We start from the raw sequence: 18,352 nt of genomic DNA, 5'->3' as shown, positions 1-18,352 counted from the left end.
TCCCATGCAGTTCCAAGGCAAATCCGTCATCATCACCGGCGCCGGCAAGGGCATCGGCCGGGCCACCGCCCTGCTGATGGCCGCGCGCGGCGCACGGGTCGTGGCGATCAGCCGCACCCGGTCCGACTTGGACAGCCTGGCCAGGGATACCGGCAGCCAGGGCATCGCGGCCGACCTGTCCGACCCCGGTGCCGCACGCGCGGCGATGGCCCAGGCGGCCACCTGCGATTTCCTGGTGAACTGCGCGGGCACCAATGTGCTGGAAAGCCTGCTGGACATGACCGATGCGGGGTATGACACGGTGATGGACATCAACCTGCGCAGCGCGCTGATCTGCGCCCAGGAATTCGCCCGCGCCCGCATTGCCGCGGGCGGCGGCGGCGCCATCGTCAACGTGACCAGCATCGCGGGCCATCGCGGGTTTTCCGATCACGTCTGCTATGCCGCGTCAAAGGCCGGGCTGGAGGGCGCCACCCGCGTCATGGCCCGAGAGCTTGGCCCCCACGGCATCCGCGTCGCGGCCGTCGCGCCCACCGTGACCATGACTGAACTGGCCGCCGAGGCCTGGTCAGACCCCGCCAAAAGCGCGCCCATGATGGCACGCCACCCCCTTGGCCGCTTTGCCGAGGCCGAGGACGTGGCCCGGTCCATCGCCCTGCTCTTGTCCGAAGACGCCGCCATGGTCACCGGCGCCGTCCTGGCCGTGGACGGCGGCTTCCTGGCCGTCTGACCCGACCCTGCCAAACCGAAAAGACCCGCGGGGACCACCCCCGCAAGATGAAGGAGCTTTCCATGTCCGCAGAACTTCACGGCAAGATCGCCGTTGTCACCGGGGCCGCTTCGGGCATCGGCCTTGCCACGACCCAGGCCCTGCTGGCGGCAGGCGCGCGCGTGGTCATGGTGGACCGCAACAAGGACGCCCTGACCGACCTGACAGGCCAGTTGGGCGAAAACGCGGTGGCGCAGGTGACCGACCTGCTGGATGCCGACAGCTGCAACGCGATGGTGCCCGAAATCCTGGAAAAAGTAAGCCATATCGACATCATGGCCTGCAATGCCGGCAGCTATATCGGCGGCGACCTGATCGACACGGATCCCGCCGCCATTGACCGGATGCTAAACCTGAATGTCAATGCGGTGATGAAGAACGTCCACGCCGTGGCCCCGCACATGATCGGCCGCAAGACCGGCGACATCGTTGTGACCTGCTCCATCGCGGGCCATGCACCGATCCATGTCGAGCCGGTCTATTCCGCGTCGAAATGGGCCGTCACCTGCTTTGTCCAGACCATGCGCCGGCAGCTGATGGGCCACGGCATCCGCGTGGGCCAGGTATCGCCCGGGCCGGTCATCTCGGCCTTGCTGTCGGACTGGGAACCGGAACGGCTGCAACGCATGAAGGACGCCGGCGCGCTGATTGAACCGACCGAGGTGTCGGACGCGCTGATGTTCATGCTGACGCGCCCGCGCAACGTCACGATCCGCGACATGATCGTGCTGCCCAGCAACTTCGACATCTGACACCGGGCTGGCGGGGGGCTGGTGGGAACCGGATTGCCCGTCCCCCGCCCTTACGCCTGAAGGAATTCGTGCCAGCGCCGGACCAGATAGTTGTGTTCCGGCATGATCGTGCTCCAGACCGCGACCTTGGACAAACGCTGGCGATAGCCGCCGCCTTCACGGGTTTCGCCCGCATGGACAACGATCCGGCCCGACCTGTCCGTCAGGTCTTGGGCGGCGGGCAGGCCACCATACCAGTAATCCCATTCCCCGTCCGTCAGTGTGTCGCGCAACGGTTCCGGGACTGAGATATAATATCCCTGCCGCGCCATGATCGCCCCGGGCACGCCGTCCAGCCACCAGTTCAGGTAACGATAGGCCATCTCCAGCCCTTCACCTTCCGTGGCCGCCGACAGGCACATCCCGGAATGCCAGCCGCGATAGCCTTCGACCGGGGCGGCATAGGTCAGGTCATGGCCAAGCGCCCTCATGCCGTAATAGGCCGGGGACCACAGCGAGGACAGGACGCAGCCCGATGCGGACACAAGCCGCATCGAATCCTCGGCCGATGTCCAGAAGCGGCTGAAATGGCCGCTGCGCTTGCGGGCCATCAGGTGCCCGAACATCTCGTCGATCTCCTCGATGGCCAGGCAGCCCGGATCGCCGACGCGCATCAGCCCGGCGGCCTGGACGGCCAGCGCCAGTTCCATGGCACTGGCGGCCGGATCCAGGCTGAGGGCGCAGCGCCCGTGCCAGCGGTCGTCCAGCAGCCAGGCCCAGCTTTCGGGTTCGCCCGGACGGCGGCGTGCCGCCAGTTCCGGCGCATAGGCGAAGCTGTCCACGTTATACGTCGTGGGCAGCATCGAGATCGCCCGGCCGGGCGCGGCCGACAGGCTGCGATCGGGCTGGACGAACAGGATGTCGGCCGGGCGCGTCCCGAACCCCTGCCCGCCATCCGCAAAGACCCCCGACGCCCGGACCTGCGGCCAATGCCGGATGCGCCCTGTGTCGATGGCCTGGATCGACCCTGCCGTCCACAACAGGTCCAGCGAATGAAACCATTGGTCGTAAACGTCATAGCTTTCCGGCGACAACACGCCCCGGCTTTGGCAGGACAGGCCGTCCAGCACCTCGAATTCAACGGGAAATTCCAGATCGGCATGGGCCTGGCGCCGCAAGGCCTCGGTCAGGGTGGCCGATGTTCCGATTACGCGCAACGCCCTAGCCATCGCGGTCCCTGTAAACGGGCGTCATATAGGGGGGCATATCGGGCGGCTCCAGCAGCGACAGGACGCGCAGCCGCGCCAGCACAAGGGCTTCGACCCGGACCAGGTGGCGGTGCAGGACATCGCGTGCCTGCGGCACGTCCCCTTGCCGAAGATAGCGCAGGATCCCGGCATATTCGTGAAGGGCGGGCAGGTCGTCGATGATCGGAAAATGCCGCCGGAACAGGCGCGGGACCAGCAGGGACAACTGGTTGCGCCGGATCGACCCCAGCAGGCGCGAATTGCGCACGCCGTCATACATATCCACGAACATCGCCGCCTCCAGGTGATCGACCACCGCCGCCCCGCAGGCCGGAAAGGCGGCGATCGCGGCCTCGACCCGGGCCAGCAGCGCGTCCGACCGGGCCTCGGCCCAGTCGGGGGCGACCTGGGACAATGCCTCGGGTTCCAGCAGGCGGCGCATCTGCAGCGTGTCGCGCAGATCCCGCGCGGTCATCTGGCCGACGATCCAGTGGGACTTCCGGTTCTTCTCGATCAGGCGCCGGTCCATCAGGCGCCACAGCACCTCGCGCGCGACGGTGCGGCTGACATTGTGGAAATCGCCAAGCTCGCTTTCCTGAATGCGAAAGGTGCCAAAGGGCATGCAGGCGGTCACGGCCTCGGCCACCTGGGAAAAGATCCGTTCCCACGACGCGGTGCGGCCGATGTCGTCGGCCTGGGCCGTCAGGATCTCGTGCAGGCGGCGGGACGACAGGCGCAGGGGGGTGCGCGATCCGCCCACCACATAGCCCTGCCCCGCCGCCGGGGTGATAAGGCCGTCTTCGGCCAGCAGGATCAGCGCCCGGCGCACGGGCGCCCTGCTCATCCCCAATTGGCCAGAGATCGGCGCTTCCTTCAGGACCGTGCCGGCAGGCAGTTCGCCGGATCTGATCTTGCCTGCCAGCAGGTCGCGGACCGAGGCATAAAAGAACGCGCTGCCCGGCGGCGCGCCCTCCCCCTGCTTTTCCGTTCCGGCAAGGCCCATGCCAATTCTTTTCCTGCACAAGGATCAGGCGGATTTCCCGGGCAGGTGCCGCCCGTTCCCGCGAATGCCTGACCCCGATCTTGCGCCGCGCTTTCCCCCTTCGCAAATGGAATGTGCATTGCATCCTAAGGACAGTTTGCTACCGTATCCGTACTGCTTTCCGAGTCGAGAAGGCCGCAGAACAGGCCCGGACCGGGAAAACCCGTGCAACCCGCACGGCGTCCAACTGGGAGAGACGAGATGACACAATCACACGGGAAGGATCGCGCGGGCCTGACACGGCGGCGGTTCCTCAAAACAACGGCCGCGGCCACGGGGGCGGCCGCCGGGACGGGTATCCTGGGCGCGCCGATGATCTGGGCGCAGAACATCAGGGACGTGACGCTGAACCAGGTCGGGCCGTCCTATTCCGTCATCGCGGATATCGCGGAGAAGGCCAGCGCCGACCTGGGCTTCACGATCGTCCCGCAGACCGCCGACAGCACCGCGCTGATGACCAAGGTGGTCAGCCAGCCTGAAACCATCGACATCGCCGACCTGGAATTCTGGGCCATGCAGAAGGTCTGGCGATCGGGCAAGCTGCAGCCCGTCGAAATCGCCAAGATCGCCAACTGGTCGAAGATGACGCCCTTGATGAAGGACGGCAAGAACTTCGACGGATCCGACCTGTCCCGCCAAGGCACCATGCCCCTTGAGGTGATGTATACGGGCGGCCCCGGCGACACGTCCTTTGCGGCCCAGGCGACCGATTTCGCCACCACCATGCCCACCATCTACAACGCCGACACGGTGGGCATCCGGTCCGACTTGATCGGGCGGCCCGTCGAAAGCTGGGCCGAGCTGTTCAACCCGGAATTCAAGGGCAAGACCGCCTTGGTCAACATCCCGCAGATCGGCATCATGGACGCCGCCATGGCGCTCGAGGCGATGGGCGAGATCACCTATGGCGACAAGGGCAACATGACCCGGGACGAGATCGACCACACCATCAATCGGTTGATCGAGCTGAAGAAGGCAGGCCAGTTCCGCGCCTTCTGGAGCACCTTCGACGAATCCGTCAACCTGATGGCTGCGGGCGAGGTGGTGATCCAGTCGATGTGGTCGCCCGCCGTGACCGCGGTGAAGTCGCGCGGCATCGGCTGCGTCTATCAGGGCCTCAAGGAAGGCTATCGCGGCTGGGGCCTGGGGATGGGCCTGATGGGCCATCTGGAAGGGCTGAAGCTGGAAGCGGCCTATGAATACATGAACTGGTATTTGACCGGCTGGCAGGGTGCGTTCATCGCGCGCCAGGGATATTATTCGTCGGTGCCCGAAACCGCCAAGGCCAACCTGTCCCCGAACGAAGTGGGCTATTGGTACGAAGGCAAGCCCGCGACCGAGGATATCCTGGATCCCTATGGCGCCGTGATGGATAAGGCCGGCGCCGTGCGCGACGGCGGATCGTTCGAGGACCGGATGGGCAACGTCGCCTGCTGGAACACCGTGATGGACGAGGAACGCTATATGGTCCAGCGCTGGAACGAGTTCATCTCGGCCTGACGACCCGGGGCGGCACGACCCGCCGCCCCATCCCGGAACGGCATCTGGCCAAGGAATCCTGTCATGTCCGCGCAATCGACGGGCGGAACGCGCCTGACCCCCTATCTTCAGGTGGCGCCGCTTGCCATCATCATGCTGGCCATGGTCGGCATTCCCATCGGCACGGTGGTCCTGCTCAGCTTCTGGGAATCGGACGGGATATCCGTCTATCCCGCCTTCACCTTGCAGAATTACCGCGATGTGCTGACGGCTGGCGTCACGCTGTCGCTGTTTGTCAACACGCTGAAATACGCGGCCATCGTCCTGGTGGCCACGGTGCTGATCGGCTTTACCTGTTCCTATTTCCTGGTCTTCCACGTGCGGAACCTGAAATGGCAGATAGGGCTGTTCCTGCTGTGCACGATCCCCTTCTGGACCTCGAACGTGATCCGCATGGTCAGCTGGATCCCCTTCCTGGGGCGCGAGGGGCTGTTCAACCAGATGCTGATCGGGGCGGGACTGGTCAGCCAGCCGCTGGACGTGCTGCTGTATTCCGATTTCGCGGTGGTGCTGACCTATATCCACCTGTTCACGCTGTTCATGATCGTGCCGATCTTCAACAGCATGGCCAAGATCAACCCCAACCTGATCGAGGCCGCGCGCGACGCGGGCGCGAGTTCCTGGCAGATCCTGACTGGCGTCATCATTCCCCTGTCCAAGACCGGCATCGCGCTTGGCTCGATCTTTGTGGTCACGCTGGTGATGGGCGATTTCTTCGTCGTCCGGGTGATGAGCGGTGGGCAAAGCGCCTCGGTCGTCTCGGCCATGAAGAACGAGATCGACCAGCTGTTCTATCCCCAGGCCTCGGCCATGGCGGTGCTGCTGATCCTGGTGGTGGTGCTGATGGTGTCCGCGATCCTGCGGGTTGTGGATATCCGCGCCGAACTGGCGCGGTAGGGGGCGGTCATGTCACAGACATCCACGCGGCGGGGTGCCGATTTCTATGTCCTGGCGGCGTTCTTCGCGCTGTTCGTGCTGTTCCTGTACGGACCGATGCTGATGATCTTCATCCTCAGCTTCCAAGGGCCGACCGGCGGGCTGACATTCCCGATGCGGGGGGTTTCGACGCATTGGTTCAACGACCTGTGGACCTCCAGCCGCTATGGCGATCTGGGCGGGGCGTTCCGCCGGTCGCTGATGCTGAGCGTCATGGCGATGGCGATCACGGCCACGGTCTGCCTGTTCGCCGCACTGGGGTTCCGCCGCAGGTTCTGGGGGGCGGGACCGATCTTCTATCTGTCGATCGTCAGCCTGATCGTTCCCGGCATCCTTCTGGGCCTGGGCATCAGCCAGTTCTTCCAGCTGCTTGGCCTGCGGCTGTCCTGGTGGATGTCGGGCCTTGGCGCGCATCTCAGCTGGACCCTGCCCTTCGGGCTGTTGATCATGTTCGCCGTGCTGAACCGCTTTGACGGATCGTGGGAGGAAGCGGCGCGGGACGCAGGCGCCCGGCCCTGGCAGGTGCTGGGCCTTGTCACCGTGCCGATCCTGTTCCCCGGCCTGATTGCCGTCGCCCTGTTCGGCTTCACCCTGTCCTATGACGAGATGCCGCGGTCGCTTCTGACCGTGGGGGGCCGGAACACCCTGCCCATCGAGATTTCCAACATGACCACCAATGTCACCACGCCCGCGCTTTATGCCATTGGGACGGTGACCTCGGCCGTCAGCTTCCTGGTGATCGCGGCGGCCTTTGTGGCCATCGCCGTCATCCAGAAACAACGGTCGCGCGCCAAGGGAAAGACTGAATGACCGAACAAAGCCGCATCGACATCCGCAACGTCACCAAGCTTTACGGGCCGGTGAAGGCGGTCAACAACGTCGATCTGGCCATCGACGGCGGGGCCTATTGCTGCATGATCGGCCCGTCGGGCTGCGGCAAGACGACCCTGCTGCGGATGATCGCCGGGCACGAGACGCCGACATCGGGAACCATCCTCATCGGGGGGACCGATGTGACCACGGCCCGCACCGGCAGCCGGGGCACGGCGCTGATGTTCCAGAGCTATGCCCTGTTCCCGCATCTGTCGCTGACCGACAACGTGGCCTTCAGCCTGCGGGTCAAGGGCGTGCGGGCCGACGAACGCCGGCGCGCCGCGCGCGAGATGCTGGACCGGGTCCAGCTTCTGCACCTGGCCGACCGGGTGCCGTCGGAGCTGTCCGGCGGCCAGCAGCAGCGCGTGGCCCTGGCCCGCGCGCTGATCACCAACCCCAAGGTCCTGCTGCTGGACGAGCCGCTCTCGGCCCTGGACGAGTTCCTGCGGCTGAAGATGCGGGTGGAACTTAAGCGGTTGCAGAACGACCTGGGCATCACCTTCATCCACGTGACCCATACCCAGCCCGAGGCCATCGCCTTGGCCGACCAGGTCGTGGTGATGGACCACGGGCTGATCGAACAGGCCGCCAGCCCGCGAGACGTTTATAATCGCCCGCACAGCCCCTATGTCGCGCGCTTCATGGGCGGGCAGAACGTGCTGGGCGGCAGGGTCGAACGCATCGACGGAACCGTTGCCGTTGTGACGGGACCGAACGGGGTTTCCCATGACCTGCCCGCCGCCAAGGGCGTCGAACCGGGTCAGGATCTGCGCTTTTCCGTGCGCCGGGACCGCATCGCGATCCGACCGGACCCACAGGCGCGCAACGGCATTTCCGGCACCGTCGTCAACGTCGAATACCAGGGCACCTTCGTCAAGGTCGCCCTGGACACCGGCCTGCACGAGGAATTCATGATCTATCTGAACGACGAGGATTACTTCGCCCATCCCCGCCGCGTGGGAGAAACCGTCCACGCCGCCTGGGACGCGGCCCTGAACCATTACCTGCCGGGCCGGAACGATTCGGCCGGCACCCCGCACGAGGATTAGATGAAGCCCCGGGTCGAGATCATCGCCCTGGGCGGCACCATCGCCTGCACCCCCGATGCAGGCGCAGGCGGCGTGGCGCCCGGCCTGACGGGTGCCGATCTGGTCGCCGCCGTCCCGCAACTGGACGCCTTGGCGCAGATCCACGCGGGGAACCTGTCAAACCTGCCCTCGACCGAGATCGGGTTGCCGCTACTGTTCGACCTAGCGGCGGCGATCCGCGCGCACGAGAACGGGGGCACGACCGGAATCGTGGTCACGCAGGGCACCGACACCATCGAGGAAACCGCGTTCGTGCTGAACCTGCTGCACCGGGGATCGGTGCCGGTCGTGGTCACAGGTGCCATGCGCAACCCCTCGCTGCCCGGTGCGGACGGGCCCGCCAACCTTCTGGCCGCCGTGGCCTGCGCGGCGGACCCCGGCTGCCGCAACCTGGGCGTCATTGTCGCCTTTGACGACGTGATCCATCAGGCGGCCTGGGTGCAGAAACGCGACACCTCGTCCACGGGGGCCTTCTGGTCCCCCGCGCCCTTGGGATGGATGGCCGAAGGGCGGCCCATCCTTTACGCAAGGCCGCCACGCAGCCCTGGATTCGACGTGCCGCCCGACGCGCCCCTGCCCTTTGTGCCGATCCTGAAGCCCGGCCTGTCCGATCCGCCCCTGCTGGTCCAGGCTTGCCTTGACGAAGGCGCCACCGGGCTTGTCTTGGATCTGGCGGGCGGCGGCCATGTGCAGTCCCCCTGGCTGGATCCGCTGTCGGCTGCGGCCAAACGCATCCCCGTGGTCTTTTCCAGCCGGACGCGGGGCGGGCGCGTGCTGTCGCGGACCTATGGCCAGGCGGGCGGGGAAATCGACCTGCTGAACCGGGGGCTGAAAGGCAGCGGCGATCTGGACGCGCTGAAAGCCCGGCTGGTGCTAATGCTGTCGCTGATGACTGGCGGCCCGGACCGGTTCGACGATTTCACCGACCTGTCCTGGCGGGCCGAAGATCCCGAAATCCCCTTTCCACGGAGATCACGATGACCAAGAAAATCTACTGCGCCTTCGGCACCGACATCGATTCCGTCGCCGGATGGATCGGATCCTATGGCGGCGGCGACAGCCCGTCCGACATCCAGCGGGGCATCTTTGCGACCGAGGTTGGCATCCCGCGCCTGTTGCGGCTGTTCAAGAAATACGACCTGCGCACCAGCTTCTTCATCCCCGGTCATTCCCTGGAAACCTTTCCCGACCAGATGCGGATGATCGTGGACGGCGGTCACGAGGTCGGCGCGCATGGCTATCTGCACGAAAATCCCATTGCCATGACCCCCCAGCAGGAAGAAGACGTGCTGGTCAAGTCCATCGAACTGATTGAGGGGCTGACGGGCCGCGCCCCGCGCGGCTATGTCGCGCCCTGGTGGGAGATGTCGAATTCCACCGCCGCGTTGCTGCAAAAATACAATTTCAGCTATGACCATTCGCAGGGCTATCGCGATTTCCAGCCCTTCTACGCCCGCGTGGGCGACGAATGGAACACCATCGACTATACCAAGCAAGCCAAGGAATGGATGCACCCGCTGAAGCACGGGAAAGAGATCGACCTCGTCGATATCGCAGCCAACTGGTATGTGGACGACCTGCCGCCGATGATGTTCATGAAAAAGGCGCCCAATAGCCACGGCTTTGTCAATCCGCGCCATATCGAGGAAATGTGGCGCGACCAGTTCGACTGGGTGTATCGCGAGATGGATTACGGCGTGTTCGCCTTTACCATCCATCCCGACGTCGCGGGCCGTCCCCAGGTGCTGCTGATGCTGGAACGGCTGATCGACCATATCAACAGCCATGACGGCGTGGAATGGGCCACCTTCGAGGAGATCGCCGACGATTTCCGCGCACGCTATCCCTTCGCATCCGGCAAGCGGCCCGAGGTGATCTAGAACGCCATGTGCAGCGCCTGCGGCTTTCCGGCAGCCCCCGGCCATTGGACGGATGCGGGCGCGCAGACCCCGGGCGACCGGCTGCGCCTGCGCTTTGCCCGGCTGGGGACGGTGAACCGCCTTCTGGCGCCCTATGGGCTGAAGGCATGGGACGACGGCGCGACCCCCGGCTTGCAGCTGTTCGCGCCGGGCGGACAGCGCGAACTGGTGTCCGATCTGGCCGCGCTGTGGGCGGCCGCCGAACGGATGGCCGGACGACCCGTGGATCCGCTGTCCGACCTGGCCCTGGCGGATGGTTGACCTGCCGCGTTTGGACGGCCGCCTGCCGCTGACAATCCTGGGCGGTTTCCTGGGTGCCGGGAAAAGCACCTGGCTGCGCCACCAGTTGCACATGGGCCGGTTCGGAAGGCACCATGTCCTTGTCAACGAGGCAGCCGAAACACCGGTGGACAACCTTCTGCTGGCGGGGGCCAATCGAATCGACGTGCTGGCAGGCGGCTGCGCCTGCTGCACCGGGCTGCCTGCCCTGCTTGCCGCCCTGCGCCGGATCTGTGATGCGGCCAGCGGCAGGGATGCAGGCCGGATTGCGGGGATCCTGCTGGAAACCAGCGGCCTGGCCGACCCCGGCCGGATCGCGGCGGCGATCGCGGCCGACCCCGTGCTGACGCGCCGCCTGTCGGTGGCGCAAACACTGGTGTTGGTGGACAGCCTGCACGGCGCCAGCCAACTGGCGGGCGAAACCCTTGCACGCGCCCAGATCGAGTCAGCCGACGACCTGATCCTGACCAAGCCCGCAGGGGCCGATCCCGCAACGCTGGGGCGTCTGGCGCTGACGCTGCACCAGATCAATCCCGCCGCCGTGCTGTCGGCGGCCGAACAGGGCGTCGCGGTCCCCCTGCCGCCGGTGCAAGACGGAATGACGCCGTTCGCCCTGCCCGCCCTGTCCGCGGTCCAGCCGATCCTGCCCTATCGCCTGGATGTCGGGCAGGGCGGATGGGTGGCCTTGTCCACCTGGCTGTCTGCCCTGATCCACGCCAGGGGCGACGACATCGTGCGCATCAAGGGCGTGGTTCGCACCCCTGCCGGTCGCCTGCTGCTGCAATCGGTGCGCCGGGTCGTCCAGCCGCCCGAGATCCTGCCCGACAACGACGCCCTTGCAGGCCCGCCCCCCGAGGAGGACGTGATCGTGCTGATCGGACGCGGCATGGACGGCGACCGGATCGCCCAGTCCTGGCGCCGCTTTGGCGGCTGAACGTCACTGCATCGGCGCGCCTGCGCCGCGACCGGCCATGGGCGACAGCGCGCGGGGCAGGAACCTGCCGCCCTGCTTGCTGCCCAGGATCTCGCCCTCCAGCATCACCACCTCGCCCCGCAGGATCGTCGCATGGGGCCAGCCCGTGACCTCGTAGCCCTCCCAAGGGGTGTAATCCGACCCGTGATGCATCAGCGACTGGCTGATCGTCACCCGCCGGGAAGGATCCCACAGCACGATATCCGCGTCAAATCCGGGCGCGATGGATCCCTTGGTGGTCAGCCCATAGATCCGGGCATGATTGGTCGATGACAGGGCCACGAATTCATTTTCGGTGATGCGCCCCTTGACCACGCCCTCGGACCACAGGATCGGCATCCGGACCTCGACCCCTGGAATGCCGTTCGGCACCCATTTGAAGGCGGTGCGGGCCTTGGGGTTCTTCTTGCCCATCTCGCCTTCGAAGAAGAACGGGCAATGGTCGGACGAAAAGGTCTGGAACACCCCGGTCTGGATGCCGTTCCAGATGGCGTCCCAGCTTTCCCGGTCGCGCGGCGGGGGCGAACAGACATATTTGCCGCCCGTCTCGTCCATGTTCAGGCCTTTCAGATCCTCGGCCGTCAGCGACACGTATTGGGTGCAGGTTTCGCCCAGGATCCTCAGGCCCCGGCTCCGCGCCCAGCGGATCTGCTCCATCGCCTCCCGGCCAGACACATGGACGATCATGATCGGCACGCCGGTCAGTTCGGCATGGCTGATGGCCCGGTGGGCGGCTTCACGCTCGACCGACTGGGGGCGGGACACCGCATGAAAATAAGGCGCGACCTTGCCCGCCTTTTCCAGCTTTTCGGTCATGAAGCGGATCGCGTCATAGCCCTCGCAATGAACCATGACCAGGGCGCCCTGCTCACCCGCCGCGTCAAAGACCTCGAGCAGTTCGCGGTCGTTCAGGACCAGATCGTCATAGGTCATGAACACCTTGAGCGAGGTATAGCCCGCCGCGACAAGGGCGGGCAGTTCCTGGCCCAGCACGGCGGGCGTCGGATCGGTCAGGATCAGGTGGAACCCGTAATCGCAATAGGACTGGCCCTCGGCCTCCTTATGGTAATCCTCGACCGCCTGGCGCAGGGACGCGCCGCGCGCCTGCAGGGCAAAGGGGATCACGGTGGTATTGCCGCCGGCGATGGCGGACCGGGTGCCGGTTTCGAACCCGTCAGCCATGGCGGGGCCGCCAAAGGCCGGCTGGGCCAGATGCACATGGCTGTCGATGCCACCGGGCATCACGCGCATCCCGGTCGCGTCGATGTCCTGCCGGCCCTTGCCCAGGTCCAGCCCGACGGTCACGATCTTGCCGTCGCGGATGCCCACATCCGCCCGCGCGGTATCCGCCGCAGTCACGACCGTGCCGCCCCGGATCACCAGGTCAAAGTCCTGCATGACGTTCCCTTTCCCTGCATCATCACATCGTCGCCATCCGGCGAAGCGTATGTCCCGAATAGAACGCCCCTATCATTCCCAAGGCAAGCAGCAGGGGACAAGAGAGCGTGCCTCTGCCCCTTGATTGCCAGGCAGGCCGGCGATGATGAACATTGGCGGACCACTGGTGCCCGAAGGTGGCTCACCCGCGTCAACGCCAGCACGATCAGCGCAATCCCGGCAGCGGTTCCGGGCGGTTCCCGACGGGAATGGGCGCGACCGAGACGCGGCCCTTGCCCGCCCGCTTGGATTGATACAATGCCGCGTCGGCGTCCTCCAGCATCCGGTCGATGTCATTCCGGCCATAGCCCGCCGACAAGACCACCCCCAGGCTGGCCGAGATCCCGCATTCTTCGGGCGAGGCCTCCTCGATCCCCTGGATGATCCGCGTACCGATGGCGGTCAGCGCCTGGCTGGTCCATGCTCCGCCAAGGATCAGCACGAATTCGTCGCCGCCGATCCGCGCCACATGGTCCCGCGCCCGCACCGCCCGGCCCAGCACCCGCGCGACATCGCCCAGCAGCCTGTCGCCGGCCGCGTGGCCCAGCCGGTCGTTCACCTGCTTGAAGTTGTCCAGATCCAGATGCACCAGCGCAAAGCCCTGCATCTTGTCCTGCGGATCCAGGGCCGCGCGCATTGCGACCTGCAATCCCCGGCGGTTCAGCAGGCCGGTCAGGGCATCCGTATGCGCGTCGCGTTCGGCATCCTGGCGGGCCAGCATCAGGTGCCGGTTGAAGCGGGCCAGTTCCTGCTGGATCGCCCGGTTGGCTTCTTGCAGGAACATCAGTTCCAGAGCCAATTCCGTGGGGGCAAAGTCCGATTCGGTCAGGCCAAAGACCGCAACCGCATCGGACAAAGACACGCCAAAGCCGAAATCCAGCAAAAGCCCTCCGAACCCGGGCGTCACCACGTGGCCCCTCAACGTCAGTTGGCGGTGATGGCGCAGGCGCAGGGCCAGACGGTCCCCCGGCGCCACCGCGCGGATCGCGCCGATGACATGGCCCAGGGCGGCGCCCCGCCCTTCGACAAAGACATCCTCGACCCGCTGCGCGCCGGGGGGGATCAGCTTGCGCATGGTGGGTCCGGCGAAATGGATCAGGCCGCAACGGCTGATGCACAGATGCATCGGCATCAACCGGTCAAGCGCATCCTGTCCCAGGGTCAGGGCATGGGTCATCGGGCCTGGACCCTGGACGACAGATGAAAGGTGCGCGCGGCCGCAAAGGCAGAGTCCGACACGTCGATGCACAGCCCCCCTGCCTGTGGGGTAATCACGCACAGCGCCCCATAGTCATCGGCCATGGCACGCAACAGCCCGCCCAGCAGGGCCGTCCAGACGGGCGGGCCGCCAGACAGCGCGATCCACAGCAACCCGTCCTCGCTGCGTGACAGGGCAATCTCGGGAACATCAAGATCGTCGGTGATCAGGCGGATCCGATCGGGCAGTTCTTCGATCCGCAGCAGGAAATCCAGGAAATCGCGCCCGCAAAAGCGCAGCAGACGCCAGATTTCGTCCTGCCGGACCAGCCAGGCGCCCAGATCCTCGACCAGTTCATCGACGGGCTTGTCCAGGTGCAGCGCCGCATCGCGCAGCATCTGCCCGGGGGGCAGGATGCCTGGTCCAGCCTGAATGGGGACCGATTCCTCGGCCAAGAACTTCTCGACCGCGCGGCTGACAAGATCGTGCATATGTCACCTCCGCTGCCCTTGATAGGCGCAACAGGTGAACAAATCGCAAATGTCAGACCTCCCAGCCATAGCTGCCCGGCCCGGCAAGGGCGGTGCGGGCCGCCATCAGGTCGCCGGGCTTTATGTTCAGGTCGGCGGCCGCGTCCAGCACCCGCGCGTCGTCTTCCAGCAGATAGTCCAGGACGTGCAGCGCGATGTCGGGATTGCCCGCGGCCTGTCGCAAATCCTGCGGCTGAAGCCCCGAGGATTCCAGGAATCTCCCGATCAGGTCAGGCCGTTCCGCTATGTACAGCAGGATGGTCACGGCCAGGTCCTGTGCGGATTCTCGCGTATATGTCATCGCCTGTCCTTTGATCCGGCGGATCAGCCGCCTGTGTGGAAACCCTTTGTTAAGGAATCAATGCCATTGTTCGAACATCGTCGAAAGGGGGGCGTTATCCGTGACTGCGCGTATCCTTATCGCGGAAGGCAGTGCGACAAGCCGGATCAGCCTGAAGGTCAGGTTGTCGGGCGCCTGTTATGACGTTCTGACAGCGGCTGCGGCCGAGGACTTGCAGTCGCAACTGCGCCAGGGCCGCCCGGACCTGATCCTACTGGGACCAGGTTTTACGGGGCTGCCGCTGGCCGACGTGTTCCAGATGGTATCTGTAGAACGGCCCCGTGCGCCGGTCCTTGTGCTGGCCGATGGCCACCGCCGGGTCGAGGCGCTGGAGGCCGGCGCGGCGGCTGTCCTGGACCCCCGCGTGGCGGAACAGATGCTTCTGGCCCGGGTGCGGGGATTGCTGCGCGATGCCGAGGCCGAGGATGCACCCGATTTCGCCCTGGCCGAGGATGCAGGAGCGTTCGGCCATGCGCCGTCGGGCAATGTCGTATTGGTGGCCGACCAGCCGGGGCGTGCGCAACGCTGGCGCCATATCCTGCAACCGCGCCTGAATTGCCGCTTTGCAATTTCCAGCCCGGACGAAACGCTCAGCGCGGCGGCCCAGGGCGATGGCGCGGATTTGTACATCATCGCCGCCGACATCGACCGGAAGGGCGACGGATTGCGCCTGCTGTCCGAACTGCGGTCGCGCAACGGGTCGAAGGAAGCCGGCTTCGCCGTTCTTGTCGCGCCCGAGCGGGAGGAGCTTTGCGCCATCGCCCTGGACCTCGGCGCGGGCGAGGTTCTGCCCCTGGACCCGGCCGAGGATAACAACGCCGAAATCGCGGCCCTTGCGCTGCGCAACCAGTTGGATCGCAAGCGCCGTGCCGATGGCCGGCGCGAGGAAATGAAGCGCAACATCGCTTGGGCCATGTCCGACCCGCTGACGGGGCTGCACAACCGCCGCTATGCCCTGCCCCGGTTGGCCGAAATCGCCCGCAGCGCCATGAAGCGGCAGGGCGGTTTCGCTGTGATGGCGCTGGATCTGGATCGCTTCAAGACGATCAACGACAACTTCGGCCATGCCGCGGGCGATGCGGTCCTGTGCGACATCGCGCACCGGGTCGAAGCCATCGTGTCGAACCACGGCCTGACCGCCCGCCTGGGCGGCGAGGAATTTCTGGTCGTGCTGCCCCATGCCACCGAGACCGAAGCCTTCCACATGGCCGAACAGATCCGCCGCAGGGTCGAAACCCAGCCCACGCTGCTGCCCCCCATCTCGGGCGGGGGCGAGGTTCAGGCAACCCTGTCCATCGGCGTCGCCTTCGAGCAGGCCCCCTTCTGCATCAGCCGCCCCGATATCCTGGCCGAAATCGCCTTGGAACGGGCCGACCGCGCGATGATGGCGGCCAAGTCGCTGGGGCGGAACCGCGTGCTGATGGCGCCCACCCAGCCCGTCTGGTGATGCGACAAAAGGGGCAAGGCTTGGGACTGGCATCGGGACGGCGCAGCCCCTACATTGGCATCGCCCCACCCTGACCCCGGAGATTGCCATGTCGTCCCACGCAGCCCCCATCGATTCGTCCGAGCGCCCGACGGGCCAGGCGATGCTGCGGGGCGCCATGGGCCGTTGCCCCAACTGCGGCGAAGGAAAGCTGTTCCGGTCCTTCCTGAAGGTCGCCGATCACTGCCCCGCCTGCAACGAGGCGCTGCACCACCAGCGCGCCGACGACGGGCCTGCCTATCTGACGATCCTGCTGGTCTCACATCTGGGCGCGCCCCTGCTGTTGGCCTGCTATGTGGCGTGGCGGCCGTCGGCGATGACGATGATCTGGACCTTCAGCCTGGGGGCGGTGATCCTGTCGATGCTGCTTCTGCCGCGCATCAAGGGGGCTTTCGTGGGCCTGCAATGGGCGCGGCGGATGCACGGATTCGGCGCGGAACCAAGGCCCCTGGCATCGTGACCGACCCCGCCCCCATCCGCGATGCGGCAACGATCATCCTGCTGCGCAGGCAGGCCGGTGCCGCCTCGGTCCTGATGGGGATGCGCGGGGCGGCGGCGGTCTTCATGCCGTCGAAATACGTCTTTCCGGGCGGGGCGGTCGATGCAGCCGACGCCGCGGCGACGCTGGCCGCGCCCTTGTCCGATCCCCATCGCAGCCGACTGGCCCGGGAACCCCGGCCCGGGACCGCGACCGATCCCCATGCCATCGCCGCCGCCGCCCTGCGCGAACTGGCCGAGGAAACAGGCCAGCTGATCGGACGCCCCGGCCGCTGTGACTGGCCGGGCTTTGCCGAGGCGGGCCTGGCCCCCGATGCCGTCCCCCTGACCTATCTGTTCCGCGCGATCACGCCGCCGGGGCGTCCGCGCCGGTTCGATGCACGATTCTTTCTGGCCGATGCCGCTTGCCTGGCGACCGATCCCGACGATTTCAGCCGCGCCTGCGACGAGCTTTCGCATTTGCACTGGGTGCCCCTGGCCCAGGCGCGCGCCCTGGATCTGCCCTTCATCACCGAGGTGGTGCTGGCCGAACTGGCCGACCTGATCGCGGACCTGCCCCATGACGCGCCCCTGCCCGTGCCGGACACGGTGCCGTTCTTCGACAACCGCAGCCCGGCCCCGCGTTTCGCGCAGATCGCCTGATCAGCGCCCGGTGAAGCGCGCGGGGCGCTTTTCCAGGAAGGCCGTCACCCCCTCGACGAAATCCGCCGTCCGGCCCGCCGCCCCTTGCAGCCGCGCTTCCAGGGCAAGCTGGGCATCCATGTCGTTCTGGGTGGATGCCTGCACGGCCTCGCGGATCGCCAGAAAGGCGGCGGTCGGACCCTGGGCCAGTTGCCGCGCGCGGGCGGCGATGCCTGCGGCGAAACCCTCGTCCGGCAAGGCCTCCCAGATCAGGCCCCAATCCGCAGCCTGACGGGCACCGACGGGTTCGGCGAACAGCATCATGCCCATGGCCCGCGCCATGCCCACGGCGCGGGGGATGACAAAGGTGCCGCCCGCATCCGGGACCAGCCCGATGCGCGCAAAGGCCTGGATGAAACTGGCGCTTTCCGCCGCGATCACCACATCGGCGGCCAGGGCCAGGTTCGCCCCCGCCCCCGCCGCCACGCCGTTCACCGCTGCGATCACCGGCGCGCGACAGGCGCGGATCGCGCGCAGCATGGGTTCGTATTCATCCCTCAGCGTGCCTTCCAGATCGGCGGCTGCCGCCCGGTCGGTCAGATCCTGGCCGGAACAAAAGCCGCGGCCAGCGCCAGTGATGACCAGGCATCGCGCATCGGCGGGCAGGGTCTGAACGGCATCCGTGATCTCGGCCCGCATTCGGCTGCTCAGCGCATTCATTACCTGCGGGCGGTTCAGCGTCAGGGCGGCAACCCCGTCGCTGATGGTGAACTGGATGGTTTCATAGGTCATGGCGGTCCCCCTTTTGGGGCGCATCATGACGCAAAACGCCAAAGGGGAAAGCCC

20 protein-coding genes are annotated in these 18,352 nt (G+C 66.3%); 13 read left to right on the top strand and 7 right to left on the bottom strand.

The features are described from left to right. The first annotated feature begins 4 nt into the window (after positions 1-4). Both LZ585_RS04185 and LZ585_RS04180 read left to right on the top strand, forming a co-directional pair. Complete coding sequence (locus tag LZ585_RS04185; protein ID WP_234855183.1) at positions 5-730, top strand: SDR family oxidoreductase; 726 nt, start codon at positions 5-7, stop codon at positions 728-730. 62 nt (positions 731-792) lie between these two features. Beyond that, a complete protein-coding gene (locus LZ585_RS04180) occupies positions 793-1,521 on the top strand; it encodes an SDR family oxidoreductase (protein ID WP_234855182.1) in 729 nt (242 codons plus the stop codon). 50 nt (positions 1,522-1,571) lie between these two features. On the opposite strand, the gene LZ585_RS04175 is transcribed toward LZ585_RS04180, so the two are convergent. Both LZ585_RS04175 and LZ585_RS04170 read right to left on the bottom strand, forming a co-directional pair. Beyond that, a complete protein-coding gene (locus LZ585_RS04175; RefSeq protein WP_234855181.1) occupies positions 1,572-2,729 on the bottom strand; it encodes an ABC transporter substrate-binding protein in 1,158 nt (385 codons plus the stop codon). Beyond that, entirely contained in the window at positions 2,722-3,750 is a 1,029-nt protein-coding gene (locus tag LZ585_RS04170) for a GntR family transcriptional regulator (RefSeq protein WP_234855180.1), read from the bottom strand. Before LZ585_RS04170 ends, LZ585_RS04175 begins: the two co-directional genes overlap by 8 nt. A 240-nt stretch (positions 3,751-3,990) precedes the next feature. On the opposite strand from LZ585_RS04170, the gene LZ585_RS04165 reads away from it, so the two are divergent. The 8 genes from LZ585_RS04165 (at position 3,991) to LZ585_RS04130 (ending at position 11,357) form a co-directional block, all read left to right on the top strand. Continuing rightward, entirely contained in the window at positions 3,991-5,289 is a 1,299-nt protein-coding gene (locus tag LZ585_RS04165) for an ABC transporter substrate-binding protein (protein ID WP_234855179.1), read from the top strand. A 63-nt stretch (positions 5,290-5,352) separates the two neighbouring features. Next, positions 5,353-6,225, top strand: a complete 873-nt coding sequence (locus LZ585_RS04160; RefSeq protein ID WP_234855178.1) for an ABC transporter permease — start codon at positions 5,353-5,355, stop codon at positions 6,223-6,225. A gap of 9 nt (positions 6,226-6,234) precedes the next feature. Continuing rightward, positions 6,235-7,074 carry an ABC transporter permease gene (locus LZ585_RS04155; protein ID WP_234855177.1) on the top strand — a complete coding sequence of 280 codons (840 nt, stop codon included), beginning with the start codon at positions 6,235-6,237 and terminating at the stop codon, positions 7,072-7,074. Further along, positions 7,071-8,186: an ABC transporter ATP-binding protein gene (locus LZ585_RS04150; RefSeq protein ID WP_234855176.1), complete on the top strand. Its 1,116-nt coding sequence runs from the start codon at positions 7,071-7,073 to the stop codon at positions 8,184-8,186. Before LZ585_RS04155 ends, LZ585_RS04150 begins: the two co-directional genes overlap by 4 nt. Next, positions 8,187-9,206 carry an asparaginase gene (locus tag LZ585_RS04145; RefSeq protein ID WP_234855175.1) on the top strand — a complete coding sequence of 340 codons (1,020 nt, stop codon included), beginning with the start codon at positions 8,187-8,189 and terminating at the stop codon, positions 9,204-9,206. After that, positions 9,203-10,105 (top strand): polysaccharide deacetylase family protein, encoded by a 903-nt coding sequence (locus tag LZ585_RS04140; RefSeq protein ID WP_234855174.1) that lies wholly within the window; start codon positions 9,203-9,205, stop codon positions 10,103-10,105. Before LZ585_RS04145 ends, LZ585_RS04140 begins: the two co-directional genes overlap by 4 nt. A gap of 6 nt (positions 10,106-10,111) precedes the next feature. Next, positions 10,112-10,405, top strand: coding sequence for a hypothetical protein (locus LZ585_RS04135; protein ID WP_234855173.1), 294 nt, complete (start codon positions 10,112-10,114; stop codon positions 10,403-10,405). Continuing rightward, positions 10,398-11,357 (top strand): CobW family GTP-binding protein, encoded by a 960-nt coding sequence (locus tag LZ585_RS04130; protein WP_234855172.1) that lies wholly within the window; start codon positions 10,398-10,400, stop codon positions 11,355-11,357. Before LZ585_RS04135 ends, LZ585_RS04130 begins: the two co-directional genes overlap by 8 nt. Before the next feature lie 3 nt (positions 11,358-11,360). On the opposite strand, the gene hydA is transcribed toward LZ585_RS04130, so the two are convergent. The 4 genes from hydA to LZ585_RS04110 all read right to left on the bottom strand — a co-directional run bounded on the left by hydA (position 11,361) and on the right by LZ585_RS04110 (position 14,862). Then, positions 11,361-12,794, bottom strand: a complete 1,434-nt coding sequence (gene hydA / locus LZ585_RS04125; protein WP_234855171.1) for a dihydropyrimidinase — start codon at positions 12,792-12,794, stop codon at positions 11,361-11,363. A 205-nt stretch (positions 12,795-12,999) separates the two neighbouring features. Beyond that, the gene (locus LZ585_RS04120) at positions 13,000-14,010 is read right to left on the bottom strand and encodes a GGDEF domain-containing protein (RefSeq protein WP_234855170.1); all 1,011 of its coding nucleotides are present in this window, start codon (positions 14,008-14,010) and stop codon (positions 13,000-13,002) included. Beyond that, positions 14,007-14,522 (bottom strand): heme NO-binding domain-containing protein, encoded by a 516-nt coding sequence (locus tag LZ585_RS04115; protein ID WP_234855169.1) that lies wholly within the window; start codon positions 14,520-14,522, stop codon positions 14,007-14,009. Before LZ585_RS04115 ends, LZ585_RS04120 begins: the two co-directional genes overlap by 4 nt. A gap of 52 nt (positions 14,523-14,574) precedes the next feature. Further along, positions 14,575-14,862, bottom strand: coding sequence for a DUF3572 domain-containing protein (locus tag LZ585_RS04110; RefSeq protein WP_234855168.1), 288 nt, complete (start codon positions 14,860-14,862; stop codon positions 14,575-14,577). A gap of 100 nt (positions 14,863-14,962) precedes the next feature. Here LZ585_RS04110 and LZ585_RS04105 point away from each other — a divergent pair, with 100 nt between their 5' ends. The 3 genes from LZ585_RS04105 to LZ585_RS04095 all read left to right on the top strand — a co-directional run bounded on the left by LZ585_RS04105 (position 14,963) and on the right by LZ585_RS04095 (position 17,527). Beyond that, positions 14,963-16,348 (top strand): diguanylate cyclase domain-containing protein, encoded by a 1,386-nt coding sequence (locus tag LZ585_RS04105; RefSeq protein WP_234855167.1) that lies wholly within the window; start codon positions 14,963-14,965, stop codon positions 16,346-16,348. A gap of 88 nt (positions 16,349-16,436) precedes the next feature. Continuing rightward, positions 16,437-16,847, top strand: coding sequence for a DUF983 domain-containing protein (locus tag LZ585_RS04100; protein WP_234855166.1), 411 nt, complete (start codon positions 16,437-16,439; stop codon positions 16,845-16,847). Then, on the top strand, positions 16,793-17,527 hold the full coding sequence (locus LZ585_RS04095) for an NUDIX hydrolase (protein WP_390625095.1): 735 nt from the start codon (positions 16,793-16,795) through the stop codon (positions 17,525-17,527). The genes LZ585_RS04100 and LZ585_RS04095 overlap by 55 nt, the downstream gene beginning before the upstream one ends. Here the strand turns inward: LZ585_RS04095 and LZ585_RS04090 are convergent, their stop codons facing one another. Continuing rightward, positions 17,528-18,298: an enoyl-CoA hydratase-related protein gene (locus LZ585_RS04090; RefSeq protein ID WP_234855164.1), complete on the bottom strand. Its 771-nt coding sequence runs from the start codon at positions 18,296-18,298 to the stop codon at positions 17,528-17,530. Between the last annotated feature and the right edge of the window lie 54 nt (positions 18,299-18,352).

This window comes from Paracoccus everestensis (assembly GCF_021491915.1).
Taxonomy (GTDB): domain Bacteria; phylum Pseudomonadota; class Alphaproteobacteria; order Rhodobacterales; family Rhodobacteraceae; genus Paracoccus; species Paracoccus everestensis.
Note: the sequence above shows the minus strand (reverse complement) of the source record. Positions and strands in the feature narration are given on the sequence as shown.